Annotated in this window: 15 protein-coding genes; 3 read left to right on the forward strand and 12 right to left on the reverse strand. The window is 71.8% G+C overall.

Going from position 1 to position 25,948, the window contains the following annotated elements; all coding sequences use genetic code 11:
• The 3 genes from ACTWQE_RS06310 to ACTWQE_RS06320 all read right to left on the reverse strand — a co-directional run.
• Window positions 1-2,745 (reverse strand): TIGR02680 family protein (locus ACTWQE_RS06310; RefSeq protein WP_443327807.1); only part of this gene is annotated, 2,745 nt, incomplete at its 3' end.
• Window positions 2,742-4,187 carry a TIGR02678 family protein gene (locus ACTWQE_RS06315; RefSeq protein WP_443327808.1) on the reverse strand — a complete coding sequence of 482 codons (1,446 nt, stop codon included), beginning with the start codon at window positions 4,185-4,187 and terminating at the stop codon, window positions 2,742-2,744. The genes ACTWQE_RS06310 and ACTWQE_RS06315, both read right to left, overlap by 4 nt.
• Window positions 4,184-5,797: a TIGR02677 family protein gene (locus tag ACTWQE_RS06320; RefSeq protein ID WP_443327809.1), complete on the reverse strand. Its 1,614-nt coding sequence runs from the start codon at window positions 5,795-5,797 to the stop codon at window positions 4,184-4,186. The genes ACTWQE_RS06315 and ACTWQE_RS06320 overlap by 4 nt, the downstream gene beginning before the upstream one ends.
• Before the next feature lie 180 nt (window positions 5,798-5,977).
• On the opposite strand from ACTWQE_RS06320, the gene lpdA reads away from it, so the two are divergent.
• The gene (lpdA, locus tag ACTWQE_RS06325) at window positions 5,978-7,378 is read left to right on the forward strand and encodes a dihydrolipoyl dehydrogenase (protein ID WP_443327810.1); all 1,401 of its coding nucleotides are present in this window, start codon (window positions 5,978-5,980) and stop codon (window positions 7,376-7,378) included.
• Between the two features lie 70 nt (window positions 7,379-7,448).
• Here the strand turns inward: lpdA and ACTWQE_RS06330 are convergent, their stop codons facing one another.
• The 7 genes from ACTWQE_RS06330 to ACTWQE_RS06360 all read right to left on the reverse strand — a co-directional run bounded on the left by ACTWQE_RS06330 (window position 7,449) and on the right by ACTWQE_RS06360 (window position 20,178).
• Complete coding sequence (locus tag ACTWQE_RS06330; protein WP_443327811.1) at window positions 7,449-8,795, reverse strand: protein phosphatase 2C domain-containing protein; 1,347 nt, start codon at window positions 8,793-8,795, stop codon at window positions 7,449-7,451.
• Window positions 8,792-9,742 (reverse strand): hypothetical protein, encoded by a 951-nt coding sequence (locus tag ACTWQE_RS06335; protein ID WP_443327812.1) that lies wholly within the window; start codon window positions 9,740-9,742, stop codon window positions 8,792-8,794. The genes ACTWQE_RS06330 and ACTWQE_RS06335 overlap by 4 nt, the downstream gene beginning before the upstream one ends.
• A 248-nt stretch (window positions 9,743-9,990) precedes the next feature.
• Complete coding sequence (locus tag ACTWQE_RS06340; RefSeq protein WP_443327813.1) at window positions 9,991-11,832, reverse strand: hypothetical protein; 1,842 nt, start codon at window positions 11,830-11,832, stop codon at window positions 9,991-9,993.
• Entirely contained in the window at window positions 11,832-15,269 is a 3,438-nt protein-coding gene (locus ACTWQE_RS06345) for a hypothetical protein (protein WP_443327814.1), read from the reverse strand. Before ACTWQE_RS06345 ends, ACTWQE_RS06340 begins: the two co-directional genes overlap by 1 nt.
• Window positions 15,266-17,923, reverse strand: a complete 2,658-nt coding sequence (locus ACTWQE_RS06350) for a hypothetical protein (RefSeq protein WP_443327815.1) — start codon at window positions 17,921-17,923, stop codon at window positions 15,266-15,268. The genes ACTWQE_RS06345 and ACTWQE_RS06350 overlap by 4 nt, the downstream gene beginning before the upstream one ends.
• Window positions 17,924-17,968: 45 nt before the next feature.
• The gene (locus ACTWQE_RS06355) at window positions 17,969-18,553 is read right to left on the reverse strand and encodes a hypothetical protein (protein WP_443327816.1); all 585 of its coding nucleotides are present in this window, start codon (window positions 18,551-18,553) and stop codon (window positions 17,969-17,971) included.
• A complete protein-coding gene (locus ACTWQE_RS06360) occupies window positions 18,550-20,178 on the reverse strand; it encodes a hypothetical protein (RefSeq protein ID WP_443327817.1) in 1,629 nt (542 codons plus the stop codon). Before ACTWQE_RS06360 ends, ACTWQE_RS06355 begins: the two co-directional genes overlap by 4 nt.
• Before the next feature lie 979 nt (window positions 20,179-21,157).
• Here ACTWQE_RS06360 and ACTWQE_RS06365 point away from each other — a divergent pair.
• Window positions 21,158-21,715 carry a hypothetical protein gene (locus ACTWQE_RS06365; protein ID WP_443327818.1) on the forward strand — a complete coding sequence of 186 codons (558 nt, stop codon included), beginning with the start codon at window positions 21,158-21,160 and terminating at the stop codon, window positions 21,713-21,715.
• Here ACTWQE_RS06365 and ACTWQE_RS06370 read toward each other — a convergent pair.
• Together ACTWQE_RS06370 and ACTWQE_RS06375 are read right to left on the reverse strand one after the other, a co-directional pair.
• Window positions 21,669-22,481 (reverse strand): Crp/Fnr family transcriptional regulator, encoded by an 813-nt coding sequence (locus ACTWQE_RS06370; protein ID WP_443327889.1) that lies wholly within the window; start codon window positions 22,479-22,481, stop codon window positions 21,669-21,671. The genes ACTWQE_RS06365 and ACTWQE_RS06370 overlap by 47 nt on opposite strands.
• A gap of 401 nt (window positions 22,482-22,882) precedes the next feature.
• Window positions 22,883-23,395: a pyridoxamine 5'-phosphate oxidase family protein gene (locus ACTWQE_RS06375; RefSeq protein WP_443327819.1), complete on the reverse strand. Its 513-nt coding sequence runs from the start codon at window positions 23,393-23,395 to the stop codon at window positions 22,883-22,885.
• Window positions 23,396-23,786: 391 nt separating this feature from the next.
• Between ACTWQE_RS06375 and ACTWQE_RS06380 the strand changes: the two genes are divergently transcribed.
• Window positions 23,787-25,934, forward strand: a complete 2,148-nt coding sequence (locus ACTWQE_RS06380; RefSeq protein ID WP_443327820.1) for a trypsin-like serine peptidase — start codon at window positions 23,787-23,789, stop codon at window positions 25,932-25,934.
• Window positions 25,935-25,948: the final 14 nt, after the last annotated feature.

Below are 25,948 nucleotides of genomic sequence, written 5' to 3' on the forward strand. Positions count from 1 at the left end.
GTCCAGGGCGGTGTGGTCGGTGGGGAGGGCGTGTTCGGCGGCCGACGCGGTGAGGTCGCGCAGGGCCCGGGTCACCTCCTGCTCCCGGGCCGCCAGCCGCGAGGTCGAGCCGCGTACCAGGTCCTCGCGGGAGGCGACGTCGGATTCCGCACGGTTCCAGCGGCGCTTGGCCGCGTCGAGCCTTCGGTGGTCCGGGCGGCCCGCGCGGTCGGCTTCGAGGCGTTCGCGCCGCCGGGCCAGCCGGGTCAGCTCGTCCTCGAGCTCCTCGATGGCCTCCTTCACCCGGTCGAGACGTGCGAGGTGTTCGGCGATGCGGCGCTGCCGGACCCGTTCGCGCGCGAGGGCGCCGATATGGGCGGCCTCGTCCTTGCTCCAGGTGCCGGTGAGGCCGGCCAGCCGCCAGCTTCCGTCCGCGCCGACGGCCGCGGTGTGCCCGGCGGGGAGTGCGGGCCCGTACGCGATGCCGGCCAGCAGGCGTCGCACCCGCTCGGCGGGGACCGGTGCGCCGGGCTCGGGGCGGAGCACGTCCAGCAGCGAGGCGCCGGTCACCGGTGTGACGGCTTCGGGGCGTGCCAGGGTGTCGTGGCCCGGCACGGTGATGTCTCCGTGGGGTCCCACCCAGGCGTCGAGCAGGCCGGACGCCTGGAGAGCGGCTTCCACCCCCGCCCGAATACGGGTGGGGACGTCGTCGTGGAAGGCCAGCAGCCCCCACAGGGGTGCGCCCTCCATGGTGGAGCGGACGGCGGTACGGGTCGTGGGGGCGGCAGGGGGCAGATCCGCCTGACGGCCCAGGAGTTCGGCACCGGCGGTGAGCCGGCCCCGCTCCTGGCGGGCGTCACGCAGGGCGTCCAGGGTCAGGGTCTCGTTCGCGGTGATCTCACCCTCCACGGCGCGGGAGGCACCTTCCACGAAGGCGAGAACGTCCGTTTCCGAGGCGGCCCGGGAGACCAGGCCGTCGACGTCCGCGAGCGTCAGCTCGGTGCACGCACCGGCCCACGCGCGAAGGCGACCGGCCTGTTCCTCCAGGGCCTGTTCGTAGGCGCTTTCGCATTCCTCCCGCTCCGCGTGTGCCCTGGTCAGGTGGTTCCGTGCCTCCTCCAAGGCGCCCTCGGCCGTGGTGCGTTCGCTCACGGCACGGTCGACCGCACCGACTGCCTGCCGCGCGTGGGTGATCTGTGCGGCCCTGCCCCGCACGGCCTCCCGGAGCATCCGGCGAGCCGTGCGCCCGCGGGCCTCGGCGTCATCGGCCCCGTCCGGTGCGGGCGCGCGGTGTCGGAGGTGCTCGCTCTCGGCGGCGAGCGCGGGGAGTGCGCCGGGCCCCTCGGGCACGTCGGGCGCGTCGGGCGCGTCAGGCGCGTCGGGCGCGTCGGGCGCGTCCGGGGCATCGGGCGCGGCAAGGGCGTCAGGCGCGTTGAGCGCGTCGGGCACGTCGGGGTGAAAAGTCGCTTCGAGCCCGGCACCCACGGTGTCCATGCCCGCGCGCCTGGCGGCCTGACGCATGTCCCGCAGCGCGGCCTGAACCTGGGCGGCCCGGGCGTCGGCGCGTTTCCGGGCGCTCTCGGCGTACGAGGCGTCGGTATCGGCCTCACGGCGCCTGTCGTCGGCGTCCTGCCGCAGTCGCCGTGCCTCCTGCACGGCCTCCTCGGCCTGGCGACGGAGCCGGTCCCCCTCGCGGCCCCGGCCGTACTCCTGGCTGCCGGTGAAGCCTTCGATACCGCCTACGAGTTGCTCGGTCTCCTGCGCCAGTTCCCTCCCGCGCCGCTCGGCGCTCTCCCGGGCCGCCCGGGCGTGGTCGTGGCTGTCCTCGCTCTCCCGGGCGGCCCGGGTGAGGTCCTCCTGCTCGCTGTCGGCCGTCATCAGTGCGGCGGCCGCAGCGCGCAGCACACACCGGGCGTAGTCGCGCTGCCGGGCGGCGACGGTACCGGCCGCCGTCACCTGCGCCTCGAGCCTCCGCAGATGCTCGCGCTGCCGGTCCAGCCGCTCGAACCGCTCGGCGAGTTCGGCGATCTCGGACTGGCCCAGCGGCGGCAGAGCACGGGACAGCAGGGAGGACAGCAGCGACGGGTCGAGGCGCTCGGACAGCTTGGGGGTGCGCAGTTGCAGCAGGGCGGTGATGAGGGCGTCGTACCGCCGCTCGCTCAGACCGGGGAAGAGTGTGCCGCGGACGGCGCGGCGATAGTCGGCTGCCGAGGCATGGACCTCTCCGTGCCCGGCGACGGCCTCGGTCAGAGCGGCCCGGGTGAGCGGTTGGCCGGCCGGGTTGACCAGGGGCAGGCCGCCGGGGACGGAGATCCGCTGCGTCGTGGTGAAGTAGTCGGCGTGCGCACCACTGGTGTGCGCGGTCGCCTGCAGACGGGCACCGCAGCTGAACCAGGATCTCTTCTCGCCCTCTCCTCGGGTGAACTCCAGCCACACATAGCCGACTCTCGTCTTGCCGGTGGCTCCCTCGCCCATGAGGTTCCAGTGCATGGTGCGCTCGGAGCCCCCGAAGGTGGACAGCCGGTGGGGCCGCAGGCTCGCGTCGAAGAGGTAGGGCAACAACACCTCGAGGGCCTTGGACTTGCCGGTCCCGTTCTGCCCGCGCAGCAGCAGCCGTCCGTCGTGGAAGCTGAACGTCTCGTCGAAATACCGCCAGACATTGACGATTCCGGCCCGTGACGGCTGCCACCGTTGCCGCCGCGGAAGACCGGGCCCGTCGTGGGCGGATGGCGTGGCGGTACGCGTCGGGAGTTCCGTGACGCTCATCCAGGGTTCCCTTCCGGGGTGTCGGATCCGGAGGCGTCGGATCCGAAGGTGTCCGGTCCAGAGGCGTCCGGCACGGAGGCGGCCGGCACGGAGGTGGCCGGTACAGACGCGTCCGGCACGGAGGCGTCCGGTGACACATCCGGTACGGAGGGCATGGTGGCGTCGGTGACGCGGTAGCGGGCGGCGGCGGGGCGGGCCGTCACCCGGCCCCCGGCACGGCGGGCGAGCCCGAAGTCGCACAGCACGGACACGGCGTCGGCGACGAGCCGGGCCACGCCCTCGTGGGACGCGTAGGCCTTCGCCCAGCGCGGGAAGCGGCTCAACAGCTCCCGGACCTCGGCGTGCAACTGCTCCGGCGTGCTGCCGCCGGGGGAGGCCGCTATGGGGTCCAGCAGAAGCAGGGCGGCGACCTTGGCGGCCCCCGAGTCGTCGGGGAACATGCCGTCGGTGGCGAGGGCGTCCGGGTCGACGAGCAGAAGACCCTCCGCCCGCTCTTCGAGGACGAACCCCGCCTGTTCGGCGGCCCGGCGCATGACCTGACGGCCGGTCGGCGAGGTGAGGTAGGCCAGCTCCCCGTCGGAGAGGTCCTCCCGGTACAGCACCGGGTCGTCGAAGAGCCTGCGCAGCACGGAGTGGCGCAGCCAGAGGTTGCGCCGAGGGTCGGAGACCGCGGGAGGATCCCCGGTCCCGGCCTCCGGACACGCGGGAGGATCCCCGGCCCCGGCCCCGGCCTCGAGCCCCGCGGGAGGATCGCCGGTCATGTCCCCGTAGCGCCGTTCGCGCGCCAGCTCGCCGAGGAGCTCCTCGAAGCGGTACGGCACCTCCTCGGCCGGAACGGCCAGCCTGGAGGGACTGTTGGGCGCGGCCGGCAGTCGCATGAGCAGCGTCGCGTCCACGCGATAGAGAACCTTCGCGTCTCCGGCGTCCACATAGCTCTCGGTCGACCCGTCCACCACCTCCAGCGCCCCGTAGGACTCCAGCAGCCGCAGCGCATCCACATACGCCATACGTTCGGTCCGGCTCGCGGGGTCGAACGCGGGCAGTGCCCGGTCCGTCGAGGTGGCCCGCACCACCCGGTCGGCGAGCAGGCCGATCGTGATCACCGGTACGGACAGCAGTTCGGCGGTCACCACGCACAGCAGCGTGTAGCGACGGCGGTCGAACGGCGCCTCCCCCACGCGGGGCCGCCGCGCCGGACGGCTCGCGTCCGTCGTGTGCCCGACCTTCAGCAGCCGCGCGTAGCCCAGCCGGGGCTCCACGATCAGCGGCCAGCCGCAGTGATAGTCGAACCACTTCGTCAGCGGCTCCCTGCGGCGCCGGACCACATCGAAGGTGTCCGGGTCGCTCCGCTCGGTGATGAGCGGGCGGCGCAGCAGCGCCTTGATGGAGCGGGCGACGTCCTCCCGTTCGGCGACGACGAGTTGGTTGGCGAGATTGCTCATCCGGCTGCCTCCGTACGGGCGGTCGTCCCGGCCGGTACGGCAGCGCGGCCCGGGGTGCGTACCTCGACCACGTAGTCCGGTCCCTCGAGTGTGCCGCGGGGTGTGCGCAGCACTGCCGACCCCCCGTCGGGGGCCGGGCGCAGTACGACCTCCACCCGCCCGTCGCCGGTGGTGCCCCGGCGGGCCCCGGTGCTGTCGGGCCCGGACGACAACGCTCGACCGAGCAGGTCGAGCAGTCTTTCGAACACTCCGTGTCCCAGACGGGCGAAGTCCGAGAGCCGCACGGGGCCGTCGGTGCGCAACATGTCCCATGCCGCTTCCAGTTCGGCACGCTCGTGGCGGGCACGTTCGGCACGAGCGGCCTTGAGCGCGGCGATGTCGCGGACCCGGGCGGTGCGGGTGAACCGCTCGGTCCGCCCGCTGGTGCGCAGCAGCGCGGAGACCTCGACGGGCGGGGACGAGGCCCAGCTCTCGGACGCCGGGATCAGCTCGGGATCCGGATGGCACAGATGGGCGTGGCGGGAGGAGGTGAGGCCGAAGGCCGCCGACCACAGCCGGTGGAGGTCCTCCTCGCCGGGGGCGGCCGCGAACCAGCGCGCGAGTTCCCGGAAGTCCCGCGCGGCGCCGGTGGAGCGGCGGTGGGACTCGGTGGTGCCGTCGAGCGGGTGCGGCGCCGTGAGGAATGCCCGGCGGGCGAAGTCGTGCAGCTCCCGCATCCGCGCCGGTGTGCCGTCGACCGGCCGGAACCAGGCCCGCAGATCCTCCCAGCGCGCCCGGCGGCCCTCCAGCCAGGCCGGGCCGGGATCCTCTCCCGGGACGAGCGGCAGTGCCGCTCCGCGCAGCGCACGCTCGTGCAGCACGCCGACGCCCCGGTCCTCGACCCGGGCCACGGCCGCCTCCACCGCTTGCCCCCGCCGTTCCAGATCACTCAGGAACCCTTGCACGAGGGCGACGGTCGCGAACTCCCGCGCAGGGGCAACGGTCGGGGACTCCGGCGCAGGGGCAACGGTCGCGGACTCCACCTCCCCGAGGCCGGCGAGGCCGGCTCCTTCGGCCCGCGACAGGCTCCCCAACTCGCGTGTGAGCGCCCCGGAGTTGTCGAGCAGTGCCTCCAGGTGCGCCTCCAGCTCCTGGAGGGTGCCGAAGATCCGCCGGTCCGCCGACGCGGGCTGCTCCAGCAGCGCGTGCAACTCGTCGAGCCGGTCGGCGACGGCCGCGAGTGCGGCCGTCTGCAGCTCCCCGGCCGAGGTGAGCACGGCCGGTGCGTGCCGGACTCCTGCGAACGCCGCCTCCCCGAGAGGGGTCGGGGAGTACTGGAGAGGGCCTTGCTCGTACTCCTGCGCGGTGCGAGGGTTCCCGGCGTGGCTGTGGGTGACGTCCAGCAGCCCCCACTCCTCCAGCTGCCTCAACGCGGCGGACAGATCCTCCTCGGACAGCGCGTCGAGCGGGCCGGACGAGCGGAGTCGTCCGCGGATCTCCTCCACGCCGAGTGCGGTCTCCAGGCGCTCGTGGGCCGAGCCGAACACCTGCAGTATCGCTCCGTACCGTCCGGCCCGGTCTCCCATGGTGAACCGGAACGCGTCCGGCGGCACCCTGCTCAACGGCTCCATCCCATGGTCCCTTCCGTCCGGGCGGAGAGCCCCCCGCTCCCGCCCGGAGACCACCGTACGAGGAGCCGTTGACAGCCACGCCGCGATCACTCGATCCGGCAGCTCGGCGGCAGTGAGATGGATCGCACCGCCGCGCGCTGATCCGGCGTGAGGTGTCGGACAGGTCGTAGGGTGCCCTGTATGAGCGCACACTTTGACGTCGTGGTCCTGGGTGCGGGCCCGGGAGGTTATGTCGCCGCGATCAGGGCCGCCCAGCTCGGTCTCAGCACGGCGATCGTCGAGGAGCGGTACTGGGGCGGCGTCTGTCTCAACGTCGGCTGCATCCCGTCGAAAGCCCTGCTCCGCAACGCTGAGCTGGCGCATATCTTCACCAAGGAAGCGAAGACCTTCGGCATCCAGGTGGACGGCCAGGTGAGCTTCGACTACCGGCAGGCGTACACCCGCAGCCGGAAGGTGGCCGACGGGCGCGTCAAGGGTGTGCACTTCCTGATGAAGAAGAACAAGATCACCCAGTACGAGGGGCTGGGCAGCTTCATCGACGCCAACACCCTCCATGTCACGCTCAAGGACGGCAGCACGGACACCGTCTCGTTCGACCACTGCGTCATCGCGGCCGGTGCGACGACCAAGCTCCTGCCGGGTACCTCCCTCAGCGAGCGCGTGGTGACCTATGAGGAGCAGATCCTCACCGACGAACTCCCCCAGAGCATCGTGATCGCGGGTGCGGGCGCCATCGGCGTCGAGTTCGCGTACGTGCTGCACAACTACGGCGTCCAGGTCACGCTCGTGGAGTTTCTCGACCGGATCGTGCCCCTGGAGGACGAGGAGGTCTCCGCCGAGCTGACGCGGCGTTTCCGGAAGCTGGGCATCAACGTGCTCACCTCCACGCGCGTGGAGGGGATCGACGACTCCGGCGGCACGGTCCGGGTCATGGTGACCACGGGCGGGCAGCGGCAGACGCTCGAGGCCGACAAGGTACTGCAGGCCATCGGCTTCCAGCCGCGGGTCGGCGGGTACGGGCTGAGGAACGCGGGCGTACGGCTGACCGAGCGCGGCGCCATCGATGTCGACGCCAGGTGCCGGACCAGCGTGCCGCATATCTTCGCCATCGGCGATGTCACGGCGAAGCTGATGCTCGCTCACGCCGCGGAGGCGATGGGCATCGTCGCGGCCGAGACGATCGCCGGTGCGGCGACCATGGAGCTGGACTATGTGATGATCCCGCGGGCCACGTACTGCCAGCCGCAGATCGCCAGCTTCGGCTGGACGGAGGCGCAGGCCCGCGAACAGGGCTACGACGTGAACGTGGCGAAGTTCCCGTTCACCGCGAACGGCAAGTCGCACGGGCTCGGAGACACCGCGGGATTTGTGAAGATCCTCAGCGACAACCGGTACGGCGAGATTCTGGGAGCCCATCTGATCGGTCCTGAGGTGACCGAGCTGCTGCCGGAGCTGACCCTGGCCCAGCAGTGGGATCTGACCGTCCACGAGGTGGCGCGGAACGTCCACGGGCACCCCACGCTGGGCGAAGCGGTCAAGGAGGCTGTCCACGGGCTCGCGGGTCACATGATCAATATGTGAGGGGAGCGTGCCCCGGCGCGGCCCCTTCGACGAGGCAGACCCAGCGGCAGCAAGCCACGGGGCCACGTGATCAGTAGGTGCCCTGTGCGGCCCGGGACGGCCCGGACCGGCGCACCTGTGCGACGGAGCCGAACTCCCACAGGCAGACCGCGGTGCGGTCCGCTGTGGCGCCCCGTACATGGACGCCCATCTGCCAGAGGAATTCCGCCAGATGGGGTGCCCCGTCCGACCACTGCTCGGCGAGGAACTCCCGCGCGTCCTGATCCAGGAGGAGCCGGGCGGCGGCCGGACTGCACACGGCCAGCACATCGCCGGGGAGGGTTTCCACGAAGCCGTGGCGGAGCGCCTCCGACGTGTCCTGGACCGTCCGCTCGCTCCGTTCGGCGGCCCCGCCGGAAGCTTCCGCCGGGGCCGGGGTGAAGACCACCTCCCACTCCCCGTCACGCAGACGTATCGCCGCGCAGGGTCCGACGCCGAAAACCAGATGACGGCGGCTGTCGGTGTCGCCCACCGGGGACAGCAGGGCGATGAACTCCGTTGCCGCATCGGACGGATCGGCCGCGTTGCGCGAACGGGCCAGGTGGGACAGCGACTCGACCGTGCCGTCCACGACGGTGTGCAGCAGCTCGCGCAGCAGATCCTCGTCCCCGTCGCCCTCCACGACCCGTTCCACCGTCTGTGCCAGGCTGCCCAGCTGATCCGCCAGACTGAGGCAGGTCCTGCGGGCCGCGATCTGCGCCCACTCCCCCGCCGGGTCGCCCGCGGCCACGGCGGCGAGGGTGAACGGACGGCGGAAACGGCCGTCGTAACTGCGCAGCAGAAAGGCATCCTTGCGGTGTACGGCCGCCCTGCGGTGCCGTGCGCCGCGCACCGAGGCCGCACGGAGGAGGAGGCCCCCCTGATCGCCCGCGTCCACCTCCGTGTCGGGCACCGGGTCGAGCCCCGCCGGCACCTGACCGGCCATCGGTTCGGCGGTGCCCGAGGCACCGGCTGCGGCCAGGGGCGGCATCGTTCCGGGCAGCACCGGAGGCGGCTCGGGCGCCGCAGGCGGCTCGGGCAGCGGCCGGTTGCGGAGCCGCTCCGCCTCCTCCTGCGCCGCGTCCCGTTGCACCTGCGCCACGGAGAGCTGCCGGCGGAGGTCCTGCTGAAGCCGCTCATCGCGCTGGGCCTGCTGGGCCTGTCCCGTCGACAGCTCCTGCGCGGCCGCCAGTTGGTGACGCAGCGCCTCGAGCGCACGCGGATCGGGGCGCGAGGCCGCGAGCTCACGGTGCTGCTCGCGCAGTGCGGCCACCTCCCTGCCGAGCCGCTGCTCGCCGCCCATGAGGCGTCGGGTGCGCCGTACGGAGAGTGCGAGGAGCACCATGAGGATCAGGCTCAGCAGGGTGCTGCCGACCGTGATCCAGTCCTGGTCGTTCATCGGCGTCTCTCCATACGATCGGTGTCCTGTGTACGGCGCGTCCCGGCCATACCCCACGCCGCGTCCGCGGCCGGTCCCGTACAGGTGTGCACGCGCAGGCGGTGCCACAGCGTCTTGGCCGACGCCCAGGGCCGGTCGCCGGGGCCCGGCAGTTCGAGGGCGGGAGGATCGGCGGGACGGCGTGCCGGAGCGACGGTGGGATCGGGCCAGCCCTGGTGGAAGGCTTCGTCCAGGAGTTCCAGCCGCAGGGAGGAGAACGCCGCCCGCAGCCGCTCCGCGGTGACCTCGGCCGGCAGCTCGGGCTCACCCCAGCGTTCGGACACCAGCCGTACGCATGCGCTGCCGCCGGATCCGTGCGGGCCGAGGTCCATGGGCAGGACCGTGCTCGCCGGCCACGCCGGGCCGAGCAGGGACCGGAACGTGGCGGCGCACCAGGAGCTCAGGTTGCCCGGGTGGAACCAGCCTTCCCCGGATCGTGACACCACGGCCACGGCCGTGCCCCGCCGCCCGGCGACATCCTTGGCCCGGCCCGCGATACGGCGGAACATCCGGGCTTCCTCCCCCTGCGGGTCGGCGTCCATGGCCGCGTACGCCGGGTGGTCGACGACGAGGACCACCGCGTGCGAGCCGTCGAGGACCTCCCTCCGGCGGGGCCTCGTGATCTCCAGCGCCATCGGTCCGCGGACGGACCCGGCGTCCGGGGTGCGCCCGGCTGCGCCGGGGAACTCCGCGGCGAGCAGCAGGGCGCGGACCCTGGCGGCGGCTTCCTCGGACGCGGGGGTCGCCGCCGCCACGGTGAGCCGCAACGGCCAGGGAGGCGGGGTGTCCGCCACGGTGTCAACGTCCGCGAGCAGGCGGGGCCCGAGCCCCGCGGACCGGCCGGCCGGGGTGGCGCCGAGGACGCGGGCCGTGGGCCGCCAGCGCCGGATGAGGGCGACGGCGTCCACACCCGGAACGGGTATCTCCCGAGCAGGGGTACGCGGCGCGGGGACACCATCCCGGACGGCGGCGTCATCCCGGGCAGAGGCACCGTCACGGCCCTCGTCACGGGCAGAGGCACCGTCACGACCCCGGTCACGGGCAGAAGCACCGTCACGCACCTCGTCACGGCCGCCGTCACAGCCGTTGTCACGGGCAGAAGCACCGTCAGGCCCGCCGTCATGCGCACAGCCGTCGTCACGCGCTGCGATGTGGCTCATCGCGCGGCCTTGGTGTTCCGGGCGTACACCACAACTCCCGGTGTGAGCTGGTGGTTTCCCTTCAGCAGGGCGTGCTTGGCCACCCACAGCGTGGTTCCCGGTGGCGGACCGGCGAGGTCGAGCGGGACGTCCTTGTCCTGGCGCATGGTGCCGGACAGACCGATATCCCGCGCGGCGCAGTTGAACCCGTGCTCGCGCAGCACCTGTGTGGTGTGGAGGGTCAGCGCCTGGCGCCGCCACCCCCACCAGCTCGTCTGCGCCGCGGGATACGAGTGGACCGGACTGCCGAGACCGGCGTCGAGTTCGACGTACTCCGTCGCTTCCGCCCACCCCCAGTTCTGCCGCCTGCGCTTCGTCACCGCGTCCACTTGACGGAGCAGCGCACGGACATACCGCGATACGTGGAACGCGGAGTCCGCCGTGTGGAACCTCTGCAGAGCCGGTGGATCGACGACCGCCGACCTCTCCCAGGTGTAGTGCAGGCTGCGGTCCCTCGCGGCGAGGCGCAGAATGTCGTTGGCGAGCGAGCTGAGCAGGGGCCCCAGCGCGGCGGCCCGTCCCCTCAAGGCCGGGTGGAGACCGGCCGGTTGAGGGAAACGGGGGCTCTTCTTCACCGCGTACGGTCCGTAGTCCGGCAGTTCGAGCCCCTGCCCGGGGCGCGTACCGAGGTCGAGGCCGCCGTCCGGCGCGGTGGTGGCGTGCGCATGGCTGCCGTCCTGACCCTCGCATGCGCCGGTGCCGTGCCGACTCCCCCATGCACCACCCGTTTCGGAGGTCAGCAGTTCGCCCGGTAGCGGGGGGATGCTCCACCCTTCCCGCCCGGGTATTCCCGCGGCGTCGGCCAGAGCCGCGCGGAGCTCCTTCTCCTTCTTCCCTCCGGGGAGCCGTAGCAGCGCCAGATGCAGGGCGTCCCACACCTCGGCCCAGTGCAGGTCGGAGGCGGCCGGTCCCGCCGCGGCGCACCGGTGGACGAGGGTGTCGAGAACCGTGTCGCCTCGGAGGTGCTCCTGAGTCCGGAACTCATCGGTCCACAGCCGGGCGAGCTCGGCACGGAAGTCCCTCTGACGTACCGAGGAACGGGCAGCCGCCTGTCCACCGCCCGACCGGCCCACGGACGACACGGCCGGCGTGGAAACGGAGAGTTCCGCGCCGCCCCGCGGGTCCGGGGGCGTTACGGGGAAGGAGTCTCTGCCGTCGACGAAGTCCCGCACCGCGGGGGTGTCCGGCGCATCGCCACCGGGGCCCGCGTCCGCGTCCGGAAGCGGTTGCCCGGCTCCCCCCGCCCGGCTTCCCTCCGTCGCGGCTTCCCCGCTCCCGGTCTGTGCCGTCCCGGCGTCCTCCGTCCGGATGTCCTCGGTCCCGGTTGCCTCCGCTCCCGTTTCCTCAGCCCCCCTCCCGCCGGTCCCGGTCTCCTTGACGCCCGCCTCCTCGGCCCCCGCCTCCTCGGATGCCGTCTCCGCTGTCTCCCGCTCCTCCGCTCCGGCCCGGAGCGTCGCGGCCACGTCCGTCGCGGCCCCCTCCGTCCCGGTCTCCGCCCTCCCGGTCCCTGCCCTCCCGCTCTCCTCCGTCCCAGCCTCCTGCGTCCGTTGCCCTCCGTCGGCCGTGCGGCTCAGCCGTGCCACGAGAGCGGTGCCCAGGGCGACGACGCGGTCCCCAGCTGCCCCCTCCTGGGCGTCCGCTCGCAGCCCGATACGGATCAGCGCCGCGGCCACGTCGATCAGCCGTTCGCGCGCCTGACGGCAGGCTTCGGAGCCGTGGTCGTGTATCGCGGCGTCGACCAACGCCTCCAAGGGCGACGGTGGCTCCGGCACGGTGACCGGCAGTGCGTCGGTGGTCATCAGTGCCTTCCGGAGTAGGGGTTCCACATCTCGTTCACCGGGGACTCGCTCCTGGCCATGGCCAGGCGACGGACCGCGCCCGGCCTCTCCTGCACCTCCCGCAGATCCTTGGCGGGCAGGAAAGGGACCCTGCCGCGGTGCACCCGTAGGCGGCCGGTCGACGTCAGCGACGCGTGGTAGGCCGCTTTGGCACCCCATTCGCCGGGCGCGTTGAGCTCGCCCAGGTCCCTGCGCGTCCCGTCCCGCCCCACCGCGACGAAGCGGTACACCTGAAGGGCGCCCTCGCGGAGCGGGGGCGGCAGCTGGGCGACGGCACCAGCCAGGCCCGGGGTCTGGGCGTCCGCGCTCTCATGGAGCTGCAGGGGCTCCGCCCCGCCCAGGGGCCCGGCGGCGAAGACCTCGCTGTCGGCCTCCTCCTCTTTCCCGGTCTCCACATGCACGGCCCACGGCAGGGCACGGATCCCTTTTCCGTCCTCGTCGGACGCGCTCTGCCCCATCAGTACGGGTGCCAGATCCAGTGCCTCGCCCTGGACGAGGTAGTGCTCCGGGCCGAGGAAGATGTGCACCGCGGGATTGAGCTGGTGGTCCACTTCGATGCGTGCCTGGACGCGCTGCTCCGACCGGCGGCCTCCGGCCCCCCACCACAGGGACTCACTGGGCCGGAAGTGCTCCCGGCCGGCGTGTTCGACGAGGTCCAGGCTTCCCCAGTTGACCGAACTGGAGCTGCCGGTGACCCGCTGGAGAAAGATCTTGCGCGGCAGGGAGAACGCGTTGCTGTACCGGCCCAGCCGGCCCGTCTCGTCCAGTTCCTCGAACTGCTGACCGGTCTTGAACACGCCTTCCACAAAGGTGTTCCCGCCGAGGAGATACATGGTGCAGGGCATACCGAGGAACAGATTCCGGGTGTCCAGGGAGATCGCGGTCAGCCCGCGCTGTTCAGCGGTCATGATGCCGCTGCCGTCGCCCTTCGCGGAAGGGCCGGTGGCGGCCTCCCACTCGGTGTTCTTGAGTGCGTACGCCCAGGCGGCGCCGATCGAGGCCGCCTGTTTGGCGTAGCGCGTCTCCTGGGAGAGGGCCGCCGCGTTCCAGGGCAGCGGTGCCGCCCCGGGGGCGTTGCCCGTGAACCATTCCACAATGCCGTCCCTGACGAGCGGCATCAGGGTGCTGCGGCCGGAGAGCATCACCCGGTCCAGCCGGCCGCCGGGAAGCCTGTCCAGATTGTCGGTCACCAGGTCCGCCGCGATGGACGCCACTCGGTGGATCACCGGACGGGTCAGCCTGCGGAACTGCTCCCGCTCCAACCGCACCCCCTCCGCGGGGAAGAGCTCCTCCCCGTACGGTGCCTTCCGGCCCGGCAGGTCGAACGCATGATGCCGCAGCTCCTTGAGCTTGTCGGCAGGGACGGTGAAATGCCCCGCGGACGCCTCGTCCGCTCCGCCCAGCGTCTTCTTGGCCTCCTCGGCCAGCCCCCAGAGGATGTTGAAGACACTGTGGGAAGCCGGGTCGCTCTCGCCCTCCGGCCACTGCGACGGCAGCAGGTTGTTGAGTATCTGCCGGACGTCGGCCGGTGCGACATCGTCCTCCAGCCCGTATCCGAGCACGGCCTCGGTGAGGGCCAGGAGGGCTCCGGACTCCGTCCGCAGCGACTCCGGCAGCAGGGCGGCCAGTGCGTCGCGCTCCATGCTGTGCCCCTCGCCCCGGAGCAGTTCGTCGACGACACGGGCCTTGATCCAGTAGAAGACGCGCAGGCTGAGGAAGTCCCCACCGAGCTGCGTATGGCCGGTGGAACCGACGACCTCAGGGCTGAGGTCGTAGTGGACACCCCGGGCGGAGGCGGCGATCGTCTCACCGGGGACCGGATCGGGGTCCCGCTCCGTGAGGGTCAGACGCAGCAGCGCGATGTCGGTCGTACCTCCCCCGATGTCGATGACCAGACCGCTCTGCTCCCAGGTCGGGCGCTCGGCGCCTTCGACCTCGTGGGAGCGGGCACGCAGCGCCTCGACTCCGTTGCCGAGGTCCATGCCGAGATCGCGCAGGACGAAGAACAGTCCCGCGGCCACGCCCTCGTCGTAGTCGGCACAGACCTCGGTCGCGTCCAGCGATTCCAGCAGCAGCTTCGCCAGCGCCGCACGGGCGCTGGGCGCGGTGGTGGTGGGGTAGGTGACCGCGATCCGGTTCACGGGCCGGGCTTCGGGGTCGCGGTCGCGGGCCGCGAACCGCTGGGCGTGGCCGAGGAGTTCGTGGTAGACGTGCGTGTAGAGGTAGTCGGTGGTGAGGGAGTGGTGCGCCGGCAGCCCGGGGACGTCGATCTGCCGGGTCTCTCCGAGATAGCGCTTGAGGTCGGGGCAGACGGTGTGCTCCTTGCCGATGGAGGCGCCGATGGTGAACGACGGCGGTTCGGACTCCTCGACTTTCAGACCGCTTTCGATGAACGTCCGGTGGCCGGGCAACTCCTCGCGGAAGGTGACCTGCCGCAGCCGCACCCGGGCCAACGGCGGAACGTCCAGCGCCCGGTCGTAGACCTCGTGCAGACGGAGCGCCAGCCAGTGGGACAGGGCTTCCGACTCCGACGACAGGCTCTTGTCCAGTTCGAGGCAGACCCTGTCGAGCAGCCCGGCGGGCAGCGGCCGGCCGTCGCGCAGACGGGACGCCAGCGCGGCCACCGAGTCGATCCTCTCGTCGCCCGCACTCCTGCCCGTCAGCCCGATCAGCCCGTCGAGATGGGACTTCCAGGCCACCCCGGCGGACGCGGACGTGGCCGGGGGAGAGTCCTCCAGCAGATCGGCGAGGAGAACGCGCAGTTGCCGTTCTTGCTCCGGGTCGATCGGAAGCTGGTTGTCCTGACGGGGGTCGAACAGCGTCACGGTGGAGGCCGTCGTTCCGAAGTCGACGGCGGCGAATCCCGGGAAGACCCGGTCCCGGTCGGTGAGCGTGCGCCGGCGGAGGCCGTAGAGCTCCTCCTCGGGCTCCTCCGCGGCGCCGTGCGGCACGAGGACGAACTCCAGGGTCACGGTGAAGGGAACCCGCTGGACGCCGGCGTCCTGCGCGGCTCCCGAGGTGAACGCCACTCCCCAGATCACGTCGCACGACAGGCGCCCGCCGCCGTCCGGGGGAGCGGGCGGAAGGAGCTCCGTCGGTACGGACACGGGCGGTTCCAGATTCCGCCGCCCCTGGACGCGCTCCCCCGCCATGCCGGGGTACACCCAACGCGTCATCAGCCAGTGCTTCAACTCCGGACCCGCGTCGCGGACTTCGATGATCCGCAGGTCATGGACCGAACTCCAGGCCGCTCCGTCGCCGGAGACGAGCACGAGCTGCGGCAGTTCGTACTGGCCCGTGTCCGGACTCGGACTGGTCTCGAACACCTTGGGGCCGTACCGGCGCACACTCGAACGCGGATCCGCGTCGAACTCCAGGGACAGGTCGAGATGCCTCATGTGTCGATCCCCCACTTCGACAGGTGGTCCAGGAGCGGGGAGATTCCGCGCTCCGCGTCGGCCGGTTCCTCCGCGTCGGGCGGCTCCTGGAAGAGGCTCCTGGCCCTCTTGGCGCTGCGGCGCCGGAGCTGGGCCCCCACCGGAATGAACCCCTGCACGCTGCGGAACTGGATCGACAGGAACTCCCGGGCCTGTTCCAGGAGCTCCAGCAGCAGGCCGGTGCAGACCTCGGCGACCGCCTCGGCTATCTCCCGCCGCATCCGGAAGGCCCTCATCTGATGCAGCTCGGTGCCCTTCTGCACCGCGTCCAGACGGGGCGCGACGGAGGGGTTCCACGGCAGGTCGTGGCATTCCCTCAGGGGAAACCGTGCGCTCGGCGTCGAGCCGCTGACCGCATCGTGCGCGGGCCGGAGCACCGTCCGCCTGAGCGCCTCGGCCATCCAGCCGACGTCGGTCAGCAGGCTCAAGATCGCCTTACGCCGCTCTCCGAGGTCGTCCTTGTCGAGCTCCGCGAAGGGGCCGGCGAGCAGGGCCTGTGTCTCCTCCTCCCGCCACCAGTGGTTCAGTTCGACCAGCCTTTCGTTCCACGATTCCCCGAACCCCTGAGCCCACAGGTCGACGTGCTCGAGGGTCTCCAACGCCAGTCGGGCGACGGTGTCGTCGAACCTCTTACGGAAGACGGCGGTCCCGCTGACATCGTCGGAACCGCCGTGCAGCCCGGTGGCGAGGCTGGTCAGGGGGCCGTCCATCAGCCACTGGGACGGCCCCTTCTCGCCCACCGTGATCAGCCCGTTGCTCACCTGGTTCACCAGGTCGTGCCACTCCGGCCATCCGAAGACCTCGACGATCGCCTTCCGGCGCAGCGTCTCCAGCAAGGAGACCCCGGACCCGTAGGTGAGCGACGTGGGATCGCGCAGCTGACCGAGGTCGATCTGGATGCGCACCAGCATGCTTCTGAGCTCCCTCAGCCTGGTCTCCGCCTCCCCCAGGGCCTTGTTGTCCTCCCCGCCCGTGCTGCGGACGACGGCGGCCAGTGCGCGCAGGAGACCCGTCAGCGTCTTGTGCCGCTTGAGTACGCGCCCGGCCTTCAGCCGTACACCGTGGCGTATGACATGCCCTTCGATCAGAACGCGCAGCGCACCGATGCCGCCGTCGTTCGCGAAGTCCTGGAGCCGGACCGCCCAGGGGTCACCGGGGAACGCCTCGCCGATGCGCCGGCCCCACTCGTCCCAGGAGGGCAGCGCGGGGTCCTTGGCCCGCTCCCTCTTCGCCTGGCCGTACTGCCGCAGCAGTCCTTCGACCTCGATCCGTGACTCCGCGCCCGCGTCCTCGTAGTGGTAGCCGTAGGCGTGGACACCGGCGATCGCCGACACGGGCAGTACGCGGTCGGAACGGCCCTGGACGAGTTCCCGCCCCGTGACGTCGAACCCGGTCACGTACTGGGACCTGGAGTGCAGCTCCTGCGCCGAGACACGCCCCTCGGAGGACAGCGGAGGTACGGGCACGGTGTCGAACCGGTTCCCCGCGACGAGTACGGCGTCCTCCAGCTCCGCACGGCTGCGGCCATGGCGCTGGAGCATCCCGTAGAACTCCAGGGGGGCACGCGTGTTGGGCTGATTGGCTCGCAGGACGACCAGGATCGTCGAGACGTCGCTCAGTTCACTGTGGCTCAGATAGGCGTCGCGGCTGCCGGAGCCCTCACTGCCCAGCCCGGGGAAATCGAGCAGGACCACGTCGTTCTCTCCCCGCAGCGCTCCCAGGTCCCATGCCTCGGGCGCCACCGACACCCGGTAGGTGACCCGGCGGATCAGCGGGAACGCCGCCCGGAGGGCGTCTGCCGAGACACCGACCGAAGCGGCGTCGAACCGCACGCCGGCGCGTCCGGGGAACGAGGCAGGCGGCGGCGCGATCTCCCCCAGGTCCAGGGCGCCCCGGATGAGTTCGTGCGCCATGGCGGTCCGGCCGCCCAGGATGCTCTCCCCGCCCCGGTGCGCGTCCCGGAACAGCAGGATCTCGTGGGCCAGACGCCGGTGGCGGGGGTTGCCCACCTCCGAACCCCACAGCGTGCGCTGCGCCCAGCGCTCGAAGGCCCGCCAGTCGTCCTCGACCGGGTCGTACGCCTCCAGGGCCGACAGCTCCGCGCCGGGCAGGTCCTGGCGCACCTTGTGGACGAGCTCGTCCAGCATGAACCGGAGGCACTCCTGTGCCCCTCTCCGGGAGAGGAACTCGACGACCGCATCCCCCTCCAGACGGGTCGGCTCCCCCTCCGGCCCCTGGACGAGGTGGAGTGCCGTGACATTGCCGGTGGTGGCCCGCACCTCGACGGGCAGCAGGTCCGGCCGGCCGAGAAGGGTGCCGATCAGCAGGGTCTTGCCGGCGCTGAACTCCCCCACCACACCGATGGTGACGGGGGCTTCGGCGACCTGGCGCAGTTCCAGGGCCTCCTGGCGGGCCTGCTCGATCAGCCGCGGAGTGATCTCGTCCCCCTCGCCGGGGCTCTGGAGCCCGAGGACCTCCAAGCTCTCCTCGGCGAAGCGCACCGCGTTCTCGACGGTGGACGAGGAGGTGCCGGACGGTGGAGGGGGATGCGGGTCTCCGTGCGCGTCGGTGTTACCCGTACCGCTCCCTGCGGAGGCGGTGTGCTGCTCGGCCATGCGGCGGTACTCCGAATCTGGTGCGGTGGTGTCACGGGCGACGGCTCAGGTGTCCGTGCGGCGGTCGAAGAGGAAGATCTTGACGGTCAGCCGCCCGGCCGGCGCGCTCAGGTCGTGGTAGTGCTGGTAGAACGCGATGTCCGCGGGGAACAGCGCGGGGTCGGCTTCGTTGAACAGCCGGGAGGCCGCGAGGGCGTACTTCTTGCTCCGTTCGGAGTCGACTCCGAACGAGGTCCGGAAGGTGCCGAAGACGGCGCAGATGGCCGCGCGGCGGCCGGACAGCCCGACCTCTCCCTCGGCGTCCGCCTGCCGCACCTGCAGATCCACGGCCGCGCGTACGGCCGCGACGAGGGAGCGGTGCGCGCGGGCTCGCCGCTCCCGGTCCCCGCCGAGGACGTCCTGGTCCGATGCCTCCCCCAGCACCTCGATCACCACCGGTGTCCGGTCGAGCCCAGGGGGAGCCGTGGCCGGGCGGGAGGGGGCCGACGAGGGCGAGGGGTCCGCGCCACCGGTGGGAGACTCGGTCCGCTGTCCTCCGAGCACGACGAGCACGAGGACGATCAGGAGATCCGCGAAGAGCCAGCCGGCGAGGAGTTCGGGGCGGCCGGAGAGCCGGCCCGGCCGCGTCACGACGCTCCTCCCTCGTCGTGGATGTCCCCGGCCGGCCCGTCGTCCGCGGGCCACGCCGCGTTCCGCGCGTACGCCGTGCCCTCGCTTCCCGACGGGGTCCCCGAGCTCCCGGGCCCGGGCTGCACCACGTCGGAAGCTGTGCCGGCTGCGGCCCTCGCGCCTGCCTCCGTGACCACGGCCTCCAGAGCCGCCGTCGCACGGGTCAGCGCGGTGTCGAAGACGGCAGCGGACTCCCGCAGCCGGTCGGCGAACTCCGCCTGCCGCCGCAGGACATCACCGTGCCGGCGCTCCTCGCGGGCCGCGCACTCCGCGTGGACGGCGGCGTACTGCTCGACCGTCTCCCGGGTGGACCGCTCGCCCCGCGCCACCACGGCCTCCGTGTCGCGGGCCACTTCTGCCATGGTGCCGGTGAGCGAGACGGTGGTGGCCGCCACGGCCAGACGGTACGTCTCGCCGATGTGACGGGCTCCTTCCTCCGCGGCGGCCATGAGAGCCGTGGCCAGACCGCTGCCGCTGGAGGACACCGTTCCCGACGCCGTGAGCAAGGCGTCGACCGTCTCGGAGAGCCGCTCCCGGATCGCGCCGAGCTGTTCCTCGGTGTGCGCGGCCGCCTCCGTGAAGCGCTGCCGTCCGTGGTCGGCCGCTTCGGCCGTCTGCTCGACAAGGCTCGCCGCGGCGGAGTCGATACGCCGCTCCACCGCCTCCAGGTGCCGGTCCACGGCCCCGCTCAGCCGGCCGGCGGCACCGGATGCCTCGGCGGTCGAGGACAGTACGGCGTGGGCGGCGTTCTCGAAGTCCTTGGTGGCATCGCGGAGAGCCTGGGCGGAGGCGTCCAACTGCCCGTAGAGCTCGTTGGCCTGCTGCGCCAGGTCCCGGGTCGCCCGTTGTGCCTCCACGGCGACCTCATGGGCCAGCCGGGTCTCGGCGAGAGTGCCGCGCATCGCGTCCGCGAGCTCGGCGAAATCCGAGGCGTGGCGGCCGGGTGAAGCGTGCCGGGCCTGGTTGAGCACGGCCTGCGCCTCGTGCAGCAGCGGGATGAGGGCCCTTCTGGCCCCTTCCCTGGCGGAGGTGACCCGCGCGTCATGACGACGCCTCGAGACGGCCGCGAGCACGGTGGAGGCGATGACCAGACAGATGGCGAGCAGCGTCCACAGCGCCATCCAGCCGAAGGTGAGCGGTGCCTGAAGATGGCCGTCGAACCCGGTCTGCCACAGTTCCAGGAAGGTTCTGCCCCGGGCCTGCCGCCGGTCCCGCACGGCGGTGTCGTCCAGCATGCGCTGGTACGCGTGGGTGGCTGCCGCCAGTCCGCTCCATGTCACGAGCAGGGGGACGAAGACCGTGACGGAGGGCAGCAGTTCCAGGCTCCGCCGAAGGCGGCGCGACGGGTCGGGTGGGTCGTCGTAGGCCGAGGAGTCGGTGAACGCGCCCGCCAGGTCGGTGTACTGCCACTGCTCGAGCGAGCGTCCCGTACGGACCGCGGCGGCGAGACGCCGGAGCGCGGGGGCGTGCGGGGCGAGAGGCGGGTGGGTCGCGACCAAGTGCTCCAGTGCCTGCGAGACAGCACTGGACGCGGGCGCCGGTTCCTGCCCGGCCGACTGCCGGACCGACGGGGTACTTGTCGACATGGCTACCAATGCCCTTCACTCCCCCGGAAGGGCGGCCAGGCCCTCGTCCCTTGCCTTCGGGGAGTCGGCGACGCCGGACCGATCAGCCCCTCGGAACGGGCTCATCGGTCCGGCGGCCACCGCGACACACAACCGCTCCCCTACTCCCGGACGCCGCTCGTCCACGTTTCCCCCTCGCAGAGCGCGGGCCTGTCCGGCAGTACGCCGTGTGTCGTCCCCCGGTCCACCACTGTCCCCGGGGGGCGCGGATACGACCTCGTCGTGCGACGGGATTGGGCGTTATCGCGGATACGACTTCCCGACCGCCGCCCGATGGCTGACGCCCGGCCGCCATCTGCCCAACCGCCCGACACTCGAGGCCTGTCGATCCCCTGCCGCCGGCGATTGCCCGCCGGTCACCGCCCGACGGCCGAGGCTCCCCATCCCCATCCCCTGCCGCTGCCGCTGCCGCTGGCGGACGGTCCGGCCATGCCACGTGACAGGCCCGGCCGCTGTCTCGCGTCCGGTCGGCGTCTCCCCGTCACCGATCGCGTCGATCCCATCGACTGATGGGAAGTCACCGGCGCGTCCGGACCTACGATGGCGCTTGCCCGACGTCAGCGTCAGCCCGTGCGGTACCCACAGCCCGTCGAGGAACAGCCGCACGAGAACCGTCGGCGTCTCTCACCGCCTCCCGCGGAGTCGGGGGCTCGGCTCCCCCCCCGGAGTCGGGGGCTCGGCTCCCCGCGGGGTCGGGCGTGGGCTCCACCGGGTACCGCCATGCCCGGTGGCCCCCCCGCTCAGGTCGGTCGAAACCCGTACGGCGGGTCCGCCGTTGCCGGGACGACGCCGCAGGCCCGGGCCCGGAGCCGGCAATCCGCGGAGCGGGTGGGCGGTGGGGCGTTCCAGCGGAAGAGGCACGCCGCTCACCGATGACACGACCGTTCGACGACCTCGGCGACGTCCACCACCACGGTGGCCAGGGGAAGGGATGTGCGTCATGGCCGAAGACGAACCGCCGTCACCGACCGGCCCGAGGCGACCGGAGACACTCTCCGCCGCCGAGGAGGTCACTGTGGCGGTCGCCGCGCTCACCTCGTTCCAGCAGGTGACTCAGCAGGCGGATGCGAAGGCCGGAACGCTGGTCGCCGTACACGTCGGTCTGACGGCTGTCGTGGCCACACAGATCGGGCGTGTCTCCCGGGCCGTGGCCTCCTGGCCCTCGTCCCTCCCCTTCTGGCTGGCCACGACGGCCTATGTCACCGCATTCGCCGTCTCCGGCTACCTGTTGGTCCAGGTGATCCGCCCCCGGACCGGTTGGCCAGGGGGGCCGAACCGGTTCGCACTCGTCGACGGCGGACCCGGCCGCGCCGTGCCGGGCTCCTCGGCGGGCTCGGTCAACGGCGCGCAACTCGCCGCGCAGGCATGGGAGACCGCCGAGACGCTCGCCCGGATCGCGGTGGTGAAGAACCGTTACACGGTACTGGCCGTGGGGTGGGTGGCCACGATGGTCATCGTGGCTGCGGCGTGGTTGGTGGTCGTCGGGACGGCACGGTGACGGGCAGCGCTCTCGTCCGGCCCCCCGCTTGCCGGAGCGCGAGTTCGACGACCGCGTCAATACCGGCGATACGGCAGAGCGCGCCGACGTCGCGGACGAGTATCCGGCGGTATCCGGTTTCGATGGTGCCGTCCTGGCGGAGCGACCGCAGTGTTCTGTGCACACTCGGTTCGGAGGCCCCGACCAGCGCGGCGAGATCCGGCTGGGTGAGAGCCGCGCCGATCGAGATGCCATCGCTGCCGACCTGGCCGTGGACCCGGACCATCTCCACCAGAACCCGGGCCACGCGCGTACTGATGGGGCAGCCTCCGAACTCCTGCCGCCGCCGGGTCGCCCAGCGGAGCTTTCCGGCCACGGCACGCATCACCGCCTGCCCGGCGTCGTCGTGCACGGCGAGAAAGGCGAGGAACTCCTGTCGCCCGATCAGCCTGGCGCTGCCGGCACCGACCGCCCTGACTGTGGCGACCCGGGGCTGTGCGTCGAAACAGGCCAGTTCACCGACGACGTCGCCGCCTGACCGTACGGCCATCAGCGCTTCCCTGCCGTCGTCCGTGGCGGCGAGCACCTTGAACCAGCCATGGAGAAGAAGAAAGACATGGGAACCGTGCTCCCCCTCGCGCAGCAATCGCTCACCGCCCTCGAAGCGCACCGGACGGCCGAGGGACAGCATCCCGGCGCGGGTCTCGGGAGAGAGGCCGCCCAGCAGGCCGGCGGGCGGCCAGTGATCTCTTCCCGGCCGGGAAACGAGACTGCCGCGAGAATTCATCGACACCACCAATACCTCAATTCACCGATGTCACGTACGGATCGAGAAATCCACTGACACAGAAAGAGTCCGGGCTTGGTGGAATGTGTTGGTTGGAGGCATCAATTCCCTCATTCGCTCACAGCGCAGCCGCCCGTTCACGCGGCCCCAGAGGTCTGCGTGGAGGCCTATTATCTGCCCGATCCATCACGTCTGCCCAGACATGCGGGCACCACGAGGGACGGATTTCATCACACAAACGCCGTGATGGTCGAGTTCCCCGCCCGGCCGACCGGGATGTCATCCATATACGATCGGCCATTTTCGAATTTGATCGGAGCGAGCTGACTGGAGGCACATTTTGTCTGCGGGCCTGTATTCCCCTGGTGGGAGCTGTCGGGTGATCACGGCTGCGCGAACGCTCAGCGGGGGAACCGCCACCGGGTCTGGCTGTAGTCGCCCTTGCGGAAGCCGAAGGCCGTGGAGGGCGCGACCTCGTACACCAGGGCCTCGCCCGCCTGATGGTGAAACACACCGTCGCGCACATCGAAGTGCCAGTCGCTGCCGTACTTCGACTCGTACGCCTCGGCGATACGGCGGAGCTCGGCGTCGTCACTCACCCTCTCGGCGTCGCCTTCGACCACCACATCGAGACCCTCGTCAAGGGAGTTGCATCCGGTGGTGAGCGTGCAGTGGGGGTTCCGCGCGATGTTCTCGGCCTTGCGTTCGGCCGGACCCGTACAGAAGTACAGCGCGTCGTTCCGCCAGACGGACAGCAGCGGGGTGACATGGGGGCGCCCGTCGGGGCGAACCGTCGAGAGCCAGAACAGCTCCGCCTCCTCGAGCAGCCCCCGTGCCTCCGCCCACCCCGTCGGACTCGCCCCGGGCATGCTGTACCGGGCGTCCAGTTCGGTCACCGGCTCCTTGTCCGCCATCTCTCCTCCTCCGTGCGGCCGTCGGCGCCCGGGGCGGGGACTCGGCCGCCGACCGGTTCATGGTGGGTGGTCAGCGGCTCCGGGCCGGTCCATGGTGGCAGCCGGTCGACGGCCGGTGGCGGACGCCGAGCCGTGTCGCCGACCGCTGCTTCGTGAGGCGCAGGCGCGGTGGCTCCACGCCACCACTGCGCGGGTGCGCAGGCGTCATCCGGCTCTCCGCAGCCGCCCGAACGCCCTCTACGGCCTGTGGCACTCGCCCGAGGCGATCGCAGCGGCGGACCGGCCCGCCGGGCCGCCGGCCCGCCGCAGGGAGCCGTACTCCGGTTGCGCTCCGGGCGCACACCGATACGTTACGTAAACGATGGATTGCTGACGATCAGTGGAGTTTGCGATGGAAACGTCGAACCGGGTGCGGACCGAGCAGGCGCGTCATGCCGAGGCCGCGGCCGAGCGCTACCGGCGGACCAGCGCCGAGCGCCACGAGATCGAGCGCCGGCAGCGGGCCGGAGTGGCCTTCCCCGATTCACCGGAGTCGCTGGCCGCCAGGACCGCGCGTCTGCTCGACCGTTACGGCGTACCCGTCGCGGCCGTCGTCGAGAGCATCCGCAAGGAGGAGCCCCTGAAGGCACCCGATGCGTTCGAACGCATCCTCGGTGTGTCCAAGGAACTTCAGGCCTGGAGCTTTCTGCCGCGTGGCGCCCGGGCCGCGAGAACCATCGCCCGGATCTCGGTCCGGGAGAACGGCCGTGAGCTCCCCATGGGTACCGGTTTTCTCGTCTCGCCCAAACTGATGATGACCAACCACCATGTACTGCCGGACCGGACGGCCGCCGAGCAGAGCTTTGTGGAGTTCGACGCCCAGGTCACCATCGACAACACCCCGGGCGCCGCCACCCGGCTCGAACTCGACCCCGCGGCCCTCTTCATCGCCGACGAGCGTCTGGACTTCGCCCTGGTCGCGGTCCGTCCGGGCGGCGACAACCGCCCTCCGGGCGAGGTGTTCGGATGGAACAGGCTCAGCGTCCAGACGGGCAAGCTCGTCGTCGGCGAGCCGGTCAATGTGATCGGGCACCCCATGGGCCGGCTCAAGGAGATCGCGGTCCGTGACAACGCCCTCCAGGTGCGGCTGGACGACTTCCTCCACTACAGGACCGACACCGAGCCCGGAAACTCCGGCTCCCCGGTCTTCAACGACCAGTGGGAAGTCGTGGCACTTCATCACAGCGGTGTGCCGCGCACCGACTCCCAGGGCCGGGTGCTGCGCCGGGACGGCCAGGTCTGGCAGCACGGCGACGGTGACGACGCCATCGACTGGGTCTCCAACGAAGGCGTCCGCATCAGTTCCATCCTGCGACATCTCGCGGCACTGCCGCCGGAGTCCGCGCCACGGGCGCTCCTGGCCGAAATGGGCCCGGAGGCAGGTCTGCTGGACGGCGTACCCGCACCGCAGACGGCAGCGGGGCCGGTGGTCCCGGGCCCGGCGGAGGCACACACGTACGGAGCACCGTCAGCCGCGGCGCTCTCCTCCGCGGCGCCCTCGTCCGCGGCGCCCCCGTCCGCGGCACCTTCGTCCGCAGCGCCGTCGACCGCGGCTTCCCGGCCTGCGGGCGAGGCCGTGGCGGCGCCTTCCGGACTCGCCGCCAGGGCCACCGCGTTCGGCGGCAGACGACGGCTGGTCTTTCTGCACGGCCGCAACCAGCAGAACCGCATCCCCGAGCATCTCCGCCGCACGTGGGCGGCGGGGCTCAACCATGGACTCACCGAAGCCGGACTCACACCGATCGACCCGGCGGACGCCTGGTTCCCCTACTACGGCAACACGCTCGTCCGCGCGCTCGAACGGCAGGAAGCCGTGCCCCACCCCTTCGAAGGAGCGATGGTCGCACCGGCCGAGGCCGGGGCACCCGCGTCCGCGTCAGCCAAGGGACTGTACGAGCAGCTGATCAGCGAGGCCGCCGTGCGGGCGGGTATGCCGGCGGACGACCGACTCGCCACCGAACGGCTCGGTTGGGGCGACGCGGTCGGGGCCCTGCAACGCCGGCTGAGCTGGCTGGCCTCCAGGACCTCTGTGGACGAATGGTCCATCGCCTTGTTCTTCCGGGATGTCGCGTCCTACCTCGACGATCAGCGCGTCCGGGACGAGGTCCTGAACTGCGTCCTGGCGACCATGCCCACCTCCGGGGAGCTGCTCCTCGTCAGTCACAGCCTGGGCACCGTGGTCGCCATGGACCTGATCACCCGGCTCGCTCCGGAACTCGACATCTCCCTGCTCGTCACCGCCGGCAGCCCCCTCGGCATGAACACCGTGTACAGCCGGCTGCTGGTCGGCGGCCCGAAGCGCCCCGAACGGGTGGCCCGTTGGCTCAACGCGTGGTGCCCGACCGACGCGGTCGCCATCGGCAGCCCGCTCGGCGACGACTGGAAGGGCGAACTGACCGAGCTGGCGGTGGCCAACGCACGGGACCGCCCGCACCACATCGACGAGTATCTCGCCCACCCGGAAGTCGCCCGGGTGATCGGCGGCAGCCTCGCGACCTGAGGCCGCGCAGGCCA

It is taken from the genome of Streptomyces sp. 8N706, from assembly GCF_052245415.1.
Classification (GTDB): Bacteria; Actinomycetota; Actinomycetes; order Streptomycetales; family Streptomycetaceae; genus Streptomyces.

Excerpts from the sequence above, each read along its gene's own strand:
- ACTWQE_RS06370 (WP_443327889.1), bottom strand. The coding sequence starts at position 22,481 with ATGAATTCTCGCGGCAGTCTCGTTTCCCGGCCGGGAAGAGATCACTGG.
- ACTWQE_RS06345 (WP_443327814.1), bottom strand. The coding sequence starts at position 15,269 with ATGAGGCATCTCGACCTGTCCCTGGAGTTCGACGCGGATCCGCGTTCG.
- ACTWQE_RS06375 (WP_443327819.1), bottom strand. The coding sequence starts at position 23,395 with ATGGCGGACAAGGAGCCGGTGACCGAACTGGACGCCCGGTACAGCATG.
- ACTWQE_RS06330 (WP_443327811.1), bottom strand. The coding sequence starts at position 8,795 with ATGAACGACCAGGACTGGATCACGGTCGGCAGCACCCTGCTGAGCCTG.
- ACTWQE_RS06350 (WP_443327815.1), bottom strand. The coding sequence starts at position 17,923 with ATGGCCGAGCAGCACACCGCCTCCGCAGGGAGCGGTACGGGTAACACC.
- lpdA (WP_443327810.1), top strand. The coding sequence starts at position 5,978 with ATGAGCGCACACTTTGACGTCGTGGTCCTGGGTGCGGGCCCGGGAGGT.
- ACTWQE_RS06340 (WP_443327813.1), bottom strand. The coding sequence starts at position 11,832 with ATGACCACCGACGCACTGCCGGTCACCGTGCCGGAGCCACCGTCGCCC.
- ACTWQE_RS06365 (WP_443327818.1), top strand. The coding sequence starts at position 21,158 with ATGGCCGAAGACGAACCGCCGTCACCGACCGGCCCGAGGCGACCGGAG.
- ACTWQE_RS06315 (WP_443327808.1), bottom strand. The coding sequence starts at position 4,187 with ATGAGCAATCTCGCCAACCAACTCGTCGTCGCCGAACGGGAGGACGTC.
- ACTWQE_RS06380 (WP_443327820.1), top strand. The coding sequence starts at position 23,787 with ATGGAAACGTCGAACCGGGTGCGGACCGAGCAGGCGCGTCATGCCGAG.
- ACTWQE_RS06360 (WP_443327817.1), bottom strand. The coding sequence starts at position 20,178 with ATGTCGACAAGTACCCCGTCGGTCCGGCAGTCGGCCGGGCAGGAACCG.
- ACTWQE_RS06320 (WP_443327809.1), bottom strand. The coding sequence starts at position 5,797 with ATGGAGCCGTTGAGCAGGGTGCCGCCGGACGCGTTCCGGTTCACCATG.